14 protein-coding genes are annotated in these 13,620 nt (G+C 66.4%); 4 read left to right on the forward strand and 10 right to left on the reverse strand.

The annotated features are described in order from the left end of the window. Positions 1-36 precede the first annotated feature (36 nt). Together ACZZZD_RS07220 and ACZZZD_RS07225 are read right to left on the reverse strand one after the other, a co-directional pair. A complete protein-coding gene (locus tag ACZZZD_RS07220; protein ID WP_463433889.1) occupies positions 37-189 on the reverse strand; it encodes a helix-turn-helix transcriptional regulator in 153 nt (50 codons plus the stop codon). Further along, positions 182-829 carry a hypothetical protein gene (locus ACZZZD_RS07225; protein ID WP_463433890.1) on the reverse strand — a complete coding sequence of 216 codons (648 nt, stop codon included), beginning with the start codon at positions 827-829 and terminating at the stop codon, positions 182-184. Before ACZZZD_RS07225 ends, ACZZZD_RS07220 begins: the two co-directional genes overlap by 8 nt. 242 nt (positions 830-1,071) lie before the next feature. Here ACZZZD_RS07225 and ilvA point away from each other — a divergent pair, with 242 nt between their 5' ends. Both ilvA and ACZZZD_RS07235 read left to right on the forward strand, forming a co-directional pair. Next, positions 1,072-2,586: a threonine ammonia-lyase, biosynthetic gene (gene ilvA, locus ACZZZD_RS07230; protein WP_463433891.1), complete on the forward strand. Its 1,515-nt coding sequence runs from the start codon at positions 1,072-1,074 to the stop codon at positions 2,584-2,586. 116 nt (positions 2,587-2,702) lie between these two features. Next, positions 2,703-4,130 (forward strand): purple acid phosphatase family protein, encoded by a 1,428-nt coding sequence (locus ACZZZD_RS07235; RefSeq protein WP_463433892.1) that lies wholly within the window; start codon positions 2,703-2,705, stop codon positions 4,128-4,130. A gap of 39 nt (positions 4,131-4,169) precedes the next feature. Here the strand turns inward: ACZZZD_RS07235 and ACZZZD_RS07240 are convergent, their stop codons facing one another. Then, positions 4,170-4,568 carry a host attachment family protein gene (locus tag ACZZZD_RS07240; RefSeq protein ID WP_463433893.1) on the reverse strand — a complete coding sequence of 133 codons (399 nt, stop codon included), beginning with the start codon at positions 4,566-4,568 and terminating at the stop codon, positions 4,170-4,172. A 109-nt stretch (positions 4,569-4,677) separates the two neighbouring features. Here ACZZZD_RS07240 and ACZZZD_RS07245 point away from each other — a divergent pair, with 109 nt between their 5' ends. Beyond that, the gene (locus tag ACZZZD_RS07245; protein ID WP_463433894.1) at positions 4,678-5,388 is read left to right on the forward strand and encodes a LamG-like jellyroll fold domain-containing protein; all 711 of its coding nucleotides are present in this window, start codon (positions 4,678-4,680) and stop codon (positions 5,386-5,388) included. Positions 5,389-5,466: 78 nt separating this feature from the next. Then, on the forward strand, positions 5,467-6,282 hold the full coding sequence (locus ACZZZD_RS07250) for a tetratricopeptide repeat protein (protein WP_463433895.1): 816 nt from the start codon (positions 5,467-5,469) through the stop codon (positions 6,280-6,282). Here ACZZZD_RS07250 and ACZZZD_RS07255 read toward each other — a convergent pair. From ACZZZD_RS07255 to ACZZZD_RS07285, 7 genes are all read right to left on the reverse strand, one after another. Then, the gene (locus ACZZZD_RS07255) at positions 6,279-6,806 is read right to left on the reverse strand and encodes a methylated-DNA--[protein]-cysteine S-methyltransferase (protein ID WP_463433896.1); all 528 of its coding nucleotides are present in this window, start codon (positions 6,804-6,806) and stop codon (positions 6,279-6,281) included. The two genes, ACZZZD_RS07250 and ACZZZD_RS07255, sit on opposite strands and share 4 nt — an antisense overlap. Then, complete coding sequence (locus ACZZZD_RS07260; RefSeq protein ID WP_463433897.1) at positions 6,790-7,881, reverse strand: bifunctional transcriptional activator/DNA repair enzyme AdaA; 1,092 nt, start codon at positions 7,879-7,881, stop codon at positions 6,790-6,792. The genes ACZZZD_RS07255 and ACZZZD_RS07260 overlap by 17 nt, the downstream gene beginning before the upstream one ends. Positions 7,882-7,939: 58 nt before the next feature. Further along, on the reverse strand, positions 7,940-8,149 hold the full coding sequence (locus ACZZZD_RS07265; RefSeq protein WP_463433898.1) for a helix-turn-helix transcriptional regulator: 210 nt from the start codon (positions 8,147-8,149) through the stop codon (positions 7,940-7,942). Further along, positions 8,142-8,843, reverse strand: a complete 702-nt coding sequence (locus ACZZZD_RS07270; protein WP_463433899.1) for a hypothetical protein — start codon at positions 8,841-8,843, stop codon at positions 8,142-8,144. Before ACZZZD_RS07270 ends, ACZZZD_RS07265 begins: the two co-directional genes overlap by 8 nt. 71 nt (positions 8,844-8,914) lie before the next feature. Then, the gene (locus tag ACZZZD_RS07275) at positions 8,915-10,030 is read right to left on the reverse strand and encodes an HAAS signaling domain-containing protein (protein WP_463433900.1); all 1,116 of its coding nucleotides are present in this window, start codon (positions 10,028-10,030) and stop codon (positions 8,915-8,917) included. A gap of 26 nt (positions 10,031-10,056) precedes the next feature. Next, positions 10,057-10,392: a PadR family transcriptional regulator gene (locus tag ACZZZD_RS07280; protein WP_463433901.1), complete on the reverse strand. Its 336-nt coding sequence runs from the start codon at positions 10,390-10,392 to the stop codon at positions 10,057-10,059. Between the two features lie 148 nt (positions 10,393-10,540). Further along, positions 10,541-13,471, reverse strand: coding sequence for a TonB-dependent receptor domain-containing protein (locus ACZZZD_RS07285; protein WP_463433902.1), 2,931 nt, complete (start codon positions 13,469-13,471; stop codon positions 10,541-10,543). Positions 13,472-13,620: the final 149 nt, after the last annotated feature.

Here is a 13,620-nt window from a genome sequence, read left to right on the forward strand (position 1 = left end):
GGGCGTCCAGCGGCACGCCCAACGCCTTGGCCAACGTCAGGGCCACCACGACCGATGGAGTGAAATCCGGTTCTCGATGGTGTTCACGGTCTTACGCGACACTCGGGCGCGATCCGCCAGTTCCTGCTGCGTCAGGCCGGCGGCCGTGCGTACCTCCTTCAGCCGCACGACCAGCCTGGGCTCAGCCATTTGAAGCTACGCGATCCAGCCACCAGTACCGAAGAGCGGCAGTCAGGGCCGCTGCCTCGAACATGACTGGCGCGCCGACCACGGCCAGACGGCCGTCGTAAAGACCGGCGACATAGACGGCCGCCGCCGCGACCAGTGTAGTTCGAAACGACCAGATAAGTGCGTTTCGCCTGAAGTGGATCACAAGTTCATCCGCCGGCTTTGGCAGGGCGCCCGCTTGCTGCGTCCGAATCTTGTCGCTCAGGACGGTGCTCACCACCAACCCAGGCATCGCCAGCGAAAATATCGCGCTCCACCAGTCGTCCAGATCTCCCGTTCCCGACGCGATCCGCCACCCCGCCTCGACGCCGATCACCATGTAGAGCAACCCCAGCGCCGCCAGGAAGACGAGGCCGAAGGCCTCGCTGCTCTGGACCTGATCCCTGTCCGGTCCTCCCGCCAAGACTTCCAGATCGGCCTGGCGCTTGCCCCAGAGGTCGAACGCCATGACGACCGCCAGCCCCAGCACCACCAAAGCGAAGAAGACGGCCGCCATCGACAGCAGCGCCGCCTCCGGCGCGTGCGCCGCCACCACCATCAGGATGACCGCCGCCAATACCAAACAGGCCAGCAGCCCCCATTCCAGCCTCTGGCGGCTCAATCGCGCTCGTGCTCGAGATTTCATCTATTCAGCTGTCGCCCGCCCCATCCAACAGTCTCCATTTTCCCTGACACCTAAGGGTTACATATAACCTTAGGGTTACATCCGACAAGGCAGAAATATTGCGGGCAGATTGATCTCCTATGCCCTCAGCGCCATCCGCATCATTTGTGCTCGACCTCGCCTTCTTGCGCTCGTATCGACACATTCGATCTTTCTTAGGCTGAAAAGATGATACAAACGTGCAGGACACCATCCGCCGCATTCTTACCGCCCGCGTCTATGACGTGGCGGAGGAAACGCCTCTCGATCCGCTGCGTCGCCTGTCGGCGCGGCTCGACCGGCCCGTCCTGCTGAAGCGCGAGGACCTGCAGCCGGTCTTTTCGTTCAAGATTCGCGGCGCCTACAACAAGATCGCCGCCCTGTCGGAGGACGAGCTGTCCAAGGGCGTCATCTGCGCCTCGGCCGGCAATCATGCGCAAGGCGTGGCCTTAGCCGCCGCCCGCCGCAACACGCCTGCGACCATCGTCATGCCGACCACCACCCCGGGCATCAAGGTCGCCGCCGTCCGCGCACTGGGCGGGGAGGTGGTGCTGCACGGCGAAAGCTTCGACGAGGCCTATGCCCACGCCCGCCATCTGGAAAGCCAGACCGGCGCGGCCTTCATCCACCCGTTCGACGATCCCGACGTCATCGCCGGCCAGGGCACCGTGGGGCTTGAGATCGCGCGTCAGCACGCCGATCCCATCGAAGCGATCTTCGTACCCATCGGCGGCGGCGGCCTGGCCGCCGGCGTCGCCGCCATCGTCAAATTCCTGCGTCCCGAGACCCGTGTCATCGGCGTCGAGCCGGTGGACGCCCCGACCATGAAGTCCGCCATCGACGCGGGCGAGGTCGTGACCCTGAACGAGGTCGGCCTGTTCGCCGACGGCGTGGCTGTGCGTCGTGCGGGGACCGAAACCTTCCGCCTGTGCAAGGACCTGCTGGACGAGATCGTGCTGGTGGACACCGACGCCATCTGCGCCGCCATCAAGGACATCTTCGACGACAGCCGCGCCATCGCGGAGCCGTCGGGCGCTGTCGCGCTCGCGGGATTGAAGGCGTGGGCCGCCACCCATCCCGGAAACGGCAGCCTGATCGCCATCAACTCGGGCGCCAATCTGAACTTCGACCGGCTGCGTCACGTCGCCGAACGCGCCGAGATCGGCGAGGGCGCCGAGGCCCTGCTGGCCGTGGCGATGAAGGACGACCGCGACGACTATCGCCGCTTCCTGGACACGCTGGACGGCCGGTCGGTGACCGAGTTCAACTATCGCTGGTCCGGCGACGGCGACGCCCAGATCTTCGTCGGGGTCGCGCTGAGAAATGGCCCGCATGAGCGTGACGACCTGATCGCCGCGCTGCGATCTGGCGGCTACGCCGTCGAGGACATGAGCGACAACGAGACGGCCAAACTGCACGTCCGCTACATGGTCGGAGGCCGCACCGTCGGCCTGCCGCACGAACGCATCCTGCGCTTCCAGTTCCCCGAACGGCCCGGCGCCTTCCTGCGTTTCCTCAACAGCCTGCAGCCCGCCTGGGCCCTGACCCTGTTCCACTATCGCAACCATGGCGACGACGTGGGCAGGGTGCTGGCGGGCATCAGCGTGCCGCCGCAGGAACAGGCCCAACTGACCGCCGCCCTCGCCGACCTGGGCTATCCCTACGTCGACGAGACCGCCAATCCCGCGTGCCGGCTTTTCCTGGACGGAAGCTGACCAGCGACGCTTGGTCGCGCGCGAACGAAGCGATCATGACGAAACCGTCGCATCCCCGTCGTTCGAGCGTCATGGGGTCTGGTTAGCCCCGCCCCGACTGATCACGGGGGAACACCATGCGATTGCTTCTGACCTCGGCGCTGTGCGCTCTGCTGGCCGCCGGCGCCGTCCAGGCCCAGGTGGTCGCTTCCGCCGATCCCGATCCCCTGCCGCCGCCCGCCCACGCGCCGAACGGCCGCTATGCCGCCAAGGGTTGGGCCGACCGGATCGTTTTGTCGCCCGGCGCCGACGCCGCGCGACAGATGGGCGTCGCCTGGCGTACCTCGACCGCCCAGACCACGGCCGAGGCCCAGATCGCCCTGGACATCGCCGGCCCCCTGCTGGGTCACGCGGCCCGCACCGTCACGGGGGAAACGATCGCCTCCACGGCCGAGAACGGTCCGGCTCATCACCACCATGTCCGCTTCACCGACCTGATGCCGGGCGCCCGCTATGTCTATCGGGTCAAGGCCGCCGACGGCTGGTCCGAGTGGCTGCCGTTCACCACCGCCGAGGCCGAACCCGCCCCGTTCCGCTTTCTCTATTTCGGCGACACGCAGAACGACATCCTTGAGGTCGGGTCGCGCGTCATCCGCCAGGCCTTCCTCTCATCCGGCCCCGTGGATTTGGCCGTCCACGCCGGCGACCAGATCGCCCAGCGCGAGACCAAGGTCGTCGATGACGAATATGGCGAGTGGACCGCCGCCGGCGGATACGCCTTCGCCATGATCCCCCAGGCGGTCGCCGCTGGAAACCATGAATACCGCGACGCCGTCGCCGCCGATGGCTCCGAGACCCGCGAACTGGGTCCAGGCTGGAAGCCCCACCACGCCCTGCCTGCCAATGGCGCGCCGGGCGCCGAGGCGACGTCTTACGTCTTCGATTATCAGGGCGCGCGATTCGTGGTGCTGGACGGCACCTCGGCCATCGACCTGGGCACGCTGGACAGCCAGACGGCCTGGCTGGATCGCGTCCTGTCGGAAAGCACCGCCCGCTGGAACATCGTCCTGATGCACCAACCGATCTTCACCTGCGCTCGCCCCAACGACACCGAGCCGCTAAAGACCGTATGGAAGCCGATCTTCGAACGTCACAAGGTCGATCTGGTCCTGCAGGGCCACGACCACTGCTATGCCCGCGTCTCCAACGAGGCCGGCGCCGCCGCTTCGCGCACGGCGTCGGACGCAGGCCAGCCGGTCGGCCCCGTCTATCTGGTCTCGGTTGTGGGTTCGAAGATGTACGGTCTCAACGACCGCGCCGATACTCAGCCTTTGCGCGCCGCTGAGAACACCGAGCTTTATCAGGTGATCGACGTCGCCGACGAGCGCATCGACTTCAAGGCCTTCACCGCCGAGGGCGGCCTCTATGACGCCTTCGCCCTGGTGCGCGGCGGCGACGGCCGCAACCGTCTGGTCGAGAGCGAAACCATCCTGCCCGCCGCCCGCCGCTGCGACGGCGCCGCCGGCCCCGACGACCGCCCCTGCACCGCTGAGATCAAGGATTGACGGCAAAAAGGGGGCGCTTGCGGCGCCCCCTTTGATCATTCAGGCCTTGTCGATCGCTGCGGCGATCTGGTCGCTGTTGTGGCCTGTCAGGTCTTTGGCGATCTCGCCGACCAGCTTGCCCTGAAGATCCTTGTGCCAGTGCTTGCGCAGCTCACCGAGCGTCTTGGGCGCCGCGATCACCAGCAGTTCGTCGATCTTGTTGGTGACCGACCATTTGTTCAGCACCTCGGCGACGCCCATGGCGAAACCGTCCTCGGCCTGGGTGTCATTGTCGGGATTGGCTTCGTTCGAGCGACGACCGGCCGAGCCGGAGAGGCGATCCGCGATGGGAGGATTTTCCAGCGGAGTCAGCTTGATGTCCGAGGCGTTCGTGTTCTTGAACAGGGCCAGCTTTTCGCCGTCGACCACCGCCACCAGTGCGCCATTGGAAAGTTTCATCGTCGATACTCCAGTTCTTAAGGCTGTAGATAACGAACCGGCGCACAGGCCGTTGCCTCCGACGACCATTCCCATAGTGTCGCGCGACAAAACCGCCGAAAGATCGCCGATGACCGACACTCCCCCTCTGGATCGCCGCCGCATGTTGGCCTTGGGCGCGGCGGGCGTGACGGGCGCGCTGCTGCCTGGCTGTGTGACGATGGGGGCCGCCGCGCCGCGCCAGACGGTGTGGACCTTTGATCGGCTGGCCGATATCGGCGGTGTCGAGACCAGCGTCGAGGGAGACCCGACCCTGATCGACAGTCCCTATGGCCAGGCGGTGCTGTTCGACGGCGTGGACGACGCCCTGTTCATCAAGGACCACCCGTTGGCCGGCGCCGAGACCTTCACGTTCGAGGCCCTGTTCCGCCCCGACGGCGGCGCTTTCGAGCAGCGTTGGTTCCATCTCGCCGAAGAGGCGCCCGCCGGCCAGCCGCCGTCCCAGACGCGCTTCCTGTTCGAGATACGCGTGGTGCAAGACCGCTGGTACCTGGACGCCTTCACGCGCGGGCCCGGCTACAACCACACCCTGATCTTCCCCGAGCGCCTCCACCCTTGCGGCCAGTGGCACCACGTAGCCCAGACCTTCGATGGCGTCATGTACCGGGCCTATGTCGATGGCGTGCTGCAGGGCGAACATGCCGTGCCGTTCAAGCCGCAGGGACCAGGCCGCGCCTCGGTCGGTTGTCGCATCAACCGCCTGAACTATTTCAAGGGCGCGGTGCGTCAGGCTCGCTTCACCCACGCCGCCCTGCCCCCCGAACGGTTCACGCGGCGCTAGAGTAACCGGCGCCAGACCAAGCCTCGCCAATTCCCTCAGGTTGCGTCTATGGTCGAGTGCAGAAGGGGAGAGCGGACAATGATGCTGAGGATTCTGGCTGCGGCGCTGGCGCTATCGACGGCCGCCATGACGACGGCTCCCGCGCTCGCCCTTGCGCCGGCCGCCGCCGAAGCACCACAAATGTCGCGTCAGGAACGCCGGGACCACGACCTGTTCGTTCAGGCCAACGCCGAGTTTCAACGCCGGGGCTATCCCGCCCTCGCCCGCCGCCTTCCGGCGCTTCGCCAGGCGCTGGACCGGATGCCCGCGGACTATGGCCAGTTGGTCGAACAGTCCGGTCAGCATGTGGTCAGGGTCACCGATCCGGGCGACGTGCTGTTGATGATGATCGGTCTGTCCGCAGCCGCCGCCAAGGACGGCGGCAACGCCAAGGGCGCGACGGCCCTGCCGAACGTCTATGGCGACATCGCCCTGATGCTCGCCTCGGAAGCGGTCGAGGGGCGGCGCTATGACGAGGGCATCGCCTATCTGGATCGCGCGCTGAAAGTGCAGCCGAAGAACTGGCTGTTGCTCGTTGAAAAGGCCGCCGCACTGCAGGGGCTGGCGCGTTGGAACGACGCTCTGGTCCTGGCTGACGCGGCCCTGACGGACGACGACATGCTGATGGTTCTGCATCGCGGCCCGTTCCATCGCCGGCGCGGCTTCAGCCTGATCGAACTGGGCCGTCTGGAAGAGGCCAAGGCCGCCTATGACGCCGCGCTCGAGATCGATCCAGAGGACGCAAACGCCAAGCGCGAACTGGACTATATCGCACAACTGAAGGCCGGGGCCCCGCCCACCGCGCCCCAGGTGATCTCTCCCCTCTCGCCTACGCCTCCACCGCCGACCAACTAAAGCAGTCGGCCGCCGGCCTCGTGCGCCAGCAGCCAGCGCTTGCGTTCCAGCCCGCCCGCATAGCCGGTCAGCGTCCCGTTCGCTCCTATCACGCGGTGGCAGGGCACGATGACGCCGACGGGGTTGGCGCCGTTGGCCAGGCCAACGGCCCGCACCGCCTTGGGCGCGCCCATTGCGGTGGCGAGTTGGGCATAGCTACGCGTCTCGCCGGCGGGGATGTCGCGCAAGGCCTTCCAGACCGCACGCTGAAATTCGGTGCCGCCGGTGCGGACCGCGATCGCGTCGAAGGCGGTCAGGTCGCCGCCGAACCAGGCCTCGACCGCCTGGCGCACCGGCTGCGGCGCACGGCCTTCGGTCAGCACGACCTCGCCGTAGTGCCTGCGTAGCAGCAAACGAAGCCGCGCCTCGTAGTCGTGGAAATCCAGCGCCCGCACCGCACCGTCCGCGTCGGTGACGACCAGCACCTCGCCCAGGGGCGACGCGATACGGTCCAGGGTCAAATGCATTTCAGGCTGCTTCTTCATCTCGCCGCTCCTCGATCAGATTCCAGTACAGGGCGCCATAGGCGCGCCACGGCCGCCACCGCTCCGCGCGCGCCAGCAATCCCATGTCCGTCGTCGCCAGACGGTCGCTGGGCGCATCTTCGCCCGCGTCGATCCAGTCGCCCGGAGGCCGCAGCCCCGGCCGCGCCTCAAGCGCCGCCCGCAGGACGGGATCTGCCGACAGGTCGCGCGTGATCGCCTCGGGATCGGCGGCGAGATCGAACACGCGCCGCACCCGCGCCAGCACGCCGGGCAAGGCCTTGAGCTCAGCGATCCGCGTCTCAACCGCCGCCTTTCCGGTGGCGGCAGGGCGCACCGTCACCAATCCGTCTGTGCCGTCCAAGGCGGCGCGCAGCCGCCGGGTCCAGACGCCGTCGCCTACCGCCTCGTCCGCGACGCCGCGCATCGCCAACGTCGTCATCATGGCGGTCCAGTCATACGGCGGGCGATAGGACAGGCCGATCTTGACCACCCCGCCCGGTTCGCTCTCGATCCTGCGGCGCCGCAGGTCGGACGGCGGCCGTCCATACAGGGCCTGGAAGGTCTCGTTGAACCTCCGCACGCTGCCGAAGCCGGAGGCCATCGCCACCTCGGCCATCGACAGGTCGCTTTCGTGGATCAGCTGTTTGGCCAGCAGCACGCGCCGCGTCTGGGCCACGCTGACCGGCGCGGCGCCCAGGTGCTGGCGGAACAGGCGGCGCAGTTGCCGCTCGCCCATGCCCAGCCGTGTGGCCAAAGCCTCCGCATTGCCCGTGTCCAGCGCCCCCGCCTCGATCAGGGCCAGCGCGCGGCTGACCGTGTTCGACGTGCCGCGCCAGGCGCCCATTTCCGGCGCGGTCTCCGGTCGGCAGCGCAGGCAGGCCCGAAGCCCCGCCTCCTCGGCCGCAGCCGCCGTCGGATGAAAGACGACATTCTCCCGCTTCGGCGTTCGCGCCGGACAGACCGGGCGGCAATAGATCCCGGTGGAGGTCACGCCTGTGAAGAAACGCCCGTCGAAACGGGCGTCCCGCGCCACGATGGCGCGCCAGCAGGCGTCCTGATCCAGGGGCTGTTCCATGAGGACAGGATGCCCCCGCTGGCCCGCGATGTCTCGCGGTTTTCGGACATGGATCACATCAGTCCTTGAGGAAGAACAGTCCCTCCACCGTCGTCTCCAGCGCCCGCGCCAGTTCCAGCGCCAGGACGGTGGAGGGCACGAAGACGCCGTTCTCGACCGTATTGATGGTCTTGCGCGAGACGCTGGCCTTGTCGGCCAGGCCCTGCTGGGTCAGGCCCGCGGCGGTACGCAGTTCCTTGAGCCGTGACCCCAGTCGCGGATCACCCATCGCGGCCGGCCTCCCGGTCCAGCCAGGCGAACCGCAGGCCCGCCGACGCGCCGCCCAGGGCCAGCACATAGGGTAGAGCCATCACCCCATAGTCCGCGCGCCACAGGCCCAACCCCAAGGCGACCGTGACGCCGCTCATCAGCACCACGAAGGCCAGGATCATCGACCGCGCCCGCATCACCTGGGTCAGCTCGTCTTCCAGGAGGCGACGGTTCTTCTGCGCATGCCAGTCCCAGCCCATGACCAGCACCGGGATCAACCAGCCGTACAGGACCGGCAGCAAAATCTGCACAAAGGCGCCGAGGTTGTGGTCTCCGCCCAAGACCCGATGCATGGCCATATGGGCCTGAGCCATGAAGAGCAGTAGCACCAGAGGATAGAGGACCAACTGCCGGGTGCGCGCCTGCTGGAGTTTTTCGCGACGCACTCCCTCTCCGCTCCCCGCCACGTCGATCGGCTGGCCGGGCCGGCCGCACCAGGCCATGAGCGCCCCGACTATCACAAGGCCGAAGCCGAAGCCCGCTGCTACGCCGGCCGTCGTCGCCTGATCGCCGTCGGTACCGACGAGAAGGGCGAAGCCCGATCCCCCAACCAAGGCTGCGACGCCGACGACGATCATGGCGATCCCGCCCCACCAGTATCGGCCGCGACCCGACTTCCCCCGCAGCGCGGCGACGCGTTCCTCATTGTCCATGACACTCTCCTGAAGTAACCTTGGGGTGACATATCACCTATAGGTTACACGCCGTCAAGAGGGTTGCCGCCTCACCGCCCGACGACCAGCCGCGCCGCCGCCCGAACCACCCGCACCACCTCGGCGGCGAAGGCCCAGACCACGACGACCATCAGGATCGTCGCCACCCCGCCCACATCCTCGCCGGAGCGGCCGATTAGCACCCGCACTCGGTCCACGAAGTCGGTGACGCTGCCGACCCAGATCAGCGGCGACAGCGCCGACCAGAACCAGACCCACAGCACACCCCCCGCGGCCGCGATCCCGAACGCCAGATCGCCCAGCGCCGTCAGACGCACATTCCCGCCCGACGCCGCCCGCATCAGGTCGAACCCGACCCGGCATGCTGCGAACAAGGCGACCGGCCAATAGGCTGCGCGCACCATCTCGCTCAGGATTTGCCCGTAATCGACGCCGTCGACGACGCCCGCCAGATATTCAGGCCGGGTCGGCGCGACCTGCAGCAGGCCCGTCCACCACAGCAGCACCACGGCCCAGCCGATGGCGCTGGCCACCGCGCGGGCGACCGGCGACATCTCGGCGCTCTTGCGCACCTCCTGACCGGGCTTGGCCTTTGGCTTGCCTTGGGTCGAGGACCAGTCGCCGCGCGCCAGCCGTTGCCCCCACTGGTCGGCGTCGAAATCGCCGCCCAGATCGAACACGCTCAAATCCTTGACCCGCCATTTGGAGATGAAGTCCGGCTTCTTCTCCTGCCGTTCCAGCACGAAGCCGGCGACGGTCAACAGGCCGACGATGGTCACCGTCCCATTGAACAGGCTGGATATCCCCTGCCCGATCGCCTGACCGACATAGACGTCGCCAATCAGCACGCGCACCGCCAACCCGGCCAGGGTCACGCAGGCCATGACCGTCAGGCCGACCTTCACCCCGAACATCCACCAGGGATAGAGCTCCGGTCCCATCAGCGCCTGCGCCCCCGAACGATAGCGCGCCGCCACGGTCAGTGGATGGCCCACCTCGCGCAGCAGGGCCTCGACTTCGTCGTCGCTGGGGGCACGCCCCAGACGCGCCTCCAGCGCATCGATCCGCCCCATGATTTCGTCACGCAGTTCGGCGACGATGTCGTCGCGATCAGCCTTGGGCAGTTGGGCCGCCAAGCTCTTCAGATAACGTTCGACCAGGTCCATGCCGGTCTCTCCCTCTTTCCCGGTGTTCACAGCATCTTTTCCAGCGAGGCCGACAGGCCGCGCCATTCGATCGCCAGCCGCGCCAGCATCGCCTCGCCGCGCGGCGACAGGCGATAGAACCGCTTCTTGCGCCGCTCCTCCTCGCGCCACTCGCTGTCGAGCAGGCCCTGGCTCTCCAGCCGGCGCAGCAGCGGGTAGAGGGTGCTCTCTTCCATCTCGACCCCGACCTCGCCCAGGGCCACCCGTAGCGAATAGCCGTATTGTTCGCGCCGCAAGCTCGCCAGCACGGCCAGGATCAACGACCCCCGCCGCAGCTCCAGCCGCAAACTCTCGAACAGAAGCGCCTCCTCGTTCTGGCTCACGCGCTATCTCCGTGCGTCACATAGTGTGTGATACACAGTGTATGGGACATACTGTGCGAGCGAGTCAAGCGACGGTGTTCTGCGGGGGCCAAAAAAAAGGGCGGCGGACCGAAGTCCGCCGCCCTGATCAGTCGTCCTGAAGTCGCGCTTAGAACGACTTGGTCAGGTTCACGAAGGCCGTGCGGCCCAGGTAGTCGTAGCCCGAGTACAGCGGGGCGTTGCCGACCCGGTTGTAGACGCCCGACGAGATAACCGGCGGATCTTCGTTGAACAGGTTGCGCACGCCAGCGGTCGCCGTCCAGCCATTGGCCGAATATTGAACCGATGCATTGTGCAGCCAGTAGTCGCCGACTTCCAGGTCGTAGTCCGAAGTCGCCGGATCCTCGCCATAGTAGTCGTAGCTGTCCGTGCCCTGGATCCATTCGACGCCGTAACGCACGCGCCACTTGTCCCACGCGTAGGACACGTCAGCCGTCCCGGTGAACTCCGGGTTGTTGACCATGCCGGTGAAATCTTCCAGCGGATCTTCGGCGAACAGCTTGCTCGAGATTTCCGTGTACTGCGTCACAGCCAGGTTGAACAACGCCGTGCCGGGGCCGACGTCCTTGCGATAGCGCACGGTGTAGTCGAGGCCCTTCACATTGTCGGTGGCCAGGTTGATGTAGCTGTCCTGCACCGTCAGGCTGTTGTCGACGGCGCTACGCGTGACCAGACGGCAGAAGCCGTTGTCGGCCGAGAACTCGGACGGGTTGGAGTCGTAGCAGCGGGTCAGGATTTCGCTCGCACCCGTCCGCGACACGCCGTTTTCGACTTCGATTTCGTAGTAATCGACGGCGAAGGACAGATCGCCCCAGTTGGACGGCAACGGCGGCTGAAGCACCAGACCGACGGTCATGTTGGTCGAGGTTTCAGCGGACAGGCCGGCGTCTGCGCCGCCCGAGGTGACGACGCGAACGCTGCTGACCGACTGGAAATCGCCCGGCAGGCCTTCGGCGGTGCAGTTGGCGACCCGGTTCGGGTTCACGTTCGGCGCGCCGTAGTTGTTGCAGCGGTCCAGCGTGTTCGACTGGAAGCCCGTCGTTGCGCCCACGAACTGTTCGAACAGCGCCGGTGCGCGGTACGAGGTGCCGTAGGTGCCGCGAACCGTGACCCAGTCGATCGGGCGATAGACCAGACCGATCTTGTAGGTCGTGTCGTCGCCGTAGGAGTCATAGTCGGTGTAGCGGAACGAACCGTTCAGCGTCAGTTCCTTGGCGAAGGGCATGTCCGCCAGGATCGGTGCTTCGATCTCGCCGAAGACTTCCTTCACCGAGTCCGAGCCGCGCGTGATGGCCGAGGTCGAGAAGTTGTAGGTGTTGCCCAGTTGGCTATCGAGACCCGGAGTGTCGTCGATTTCCGATTCACGCCATTCGGCGCCGAAGAAGCCCATGACGCGGCCAGCCGGCAGGCTGAACAGAGGACCGTCGATGCCGAAGCTGACGACCTTCTCGGTGAACTCGGTCGTGCCGGTCACCGGGCGGAAGACGTAATCGACCCAGTTCTGCGGTAGGACGCCGCCGATGGTCTGGGCGTTCAATGCGGGCGCAGCGACGCAGCCGGGGTTGGCGCCGAGTTGAGCGCATTGGAACTGACCTGGAGCAGTTTCGACGACGTCCAGGGTTTCGATCAGACGGTCCGTAAGGAACTGCTGGCTCGTGTAGGTCGACTTGGACCGCGAGTAGCTGACCGACGCGTCATAGCGCCATTCCGGAATGAAGAAGTTGCCCTTGATGCCGGCGACGTAGCGGCCGAAATCGACCTCTTGCTCGGAGTAGTCGTTACCGAAGCCGATGAAGGCGCGAACGCCGACGTCCTGCCCCTTGTTCAGGCCCTGGTCGGCCATGACCGTGCTGAAATCCAGGCTGTCCGGGATCAGCGGGCTGCCCTTGGCGTAGTCGAGAGACAGCTGGCGATAGCCCGTCTGCGAAGACTTGCGGCGATTGAACAGCGCCTCGCCGTAGATTTCAGCATCCCCGAGAGCCTGCAACTGATAGCCGGCCTCGCCATACAGGGTCGTGATCTCGACGGGCGAGATCAGCGACTCGTTCAGCATGCGGTCTTCGAAGGTGTCACGGACGTTCAGGTCGTTGGCGCCGCCGCCGACGCCTTCAAAGCCGGGCACGCCGCCGCCGACGCCCGCGTTCGGACGAAAGCGGTTGAAGACGGTTCCGACCGATCCCGGCGCGCCAATGCCGGCCGTGCCGACGAAGGTGCGCGCGCCGCTGGCCGTCGGTGCGCCTTCGACGCCCAGGGAGACCGTGTTGATCGACACGCCGTTCGAGCCGGTCGTGGTGATCGGATAGCATTTCGACAGGCCGGTCACCGGATCGATGAAGTCCTGACCGTTGCGGAAACCATCCGTCTGGCAACGCGTGAACTCACGGTCGCGCAGGGTCAGTTCGTCACGCTCGTAGCGCTCGATCGAGCCGGCCGCGCGCCAGCGATCGCCGCTGGTTCCGGCCGTCAGCGACAGACGGGTCGAACCGCCGGCGCCATTGGCTTCCAGCGGCTCATTGCGCTGGCCTTCGATCGTCACGCCATCGATATTCTTGCGGGTCTGGATGTTGACCACGCCGGCGACGGCATCGGAGCCGTAGACCGAAGAGGCGCCATCCCGCAGGATTTCGACGCGATCGATCATCGCGGTCGGCAGCACGTTCAGGTCAGCCGCGCCGACCGAACCACGCGAACCAGCCGGCGAAACCCGGCGACCATTCAGCAGCACCAGGGTGCGGCTCGGCGACATGCCGCGCAGGCCGATGGTGTTCGCGCCGGGACCGCCGTCCGTGACGTAACCGCCATAGGAGTTGTTGATCTGCGACGTGCCGCCGGTGACGGCCGTGCTTTGCAGCGCCTCGGTCGTCGAGGCGAAGCCCTGAAGGGTCGCCTCCTCACGCGTCACGACCTGGGTCGGCGACGGTGCGTTGTAGTTGTCGCGACGAATACGCGATCCGATGACGACGATCTCATCGACGGTCGACGCTTCACCGGCCTGAGCAACGGCAGCATCTTGGGCTGCAGCGATGGATGGAGCAAACATCGCGAGCGATGCTGTAACAATTCCGCCGACCATAGTCGACGCAAGGAGATGGTTCTTACGGTTACGCATACGCCTCATTCACAAGCTGTATTGATACGATACTTAACGCACCCCGCATATCGCAGGTATGTATCACCGATATACGTAAT

This window comes from Brevundimonas sp. AC546, from assembly GCF_979258305.1.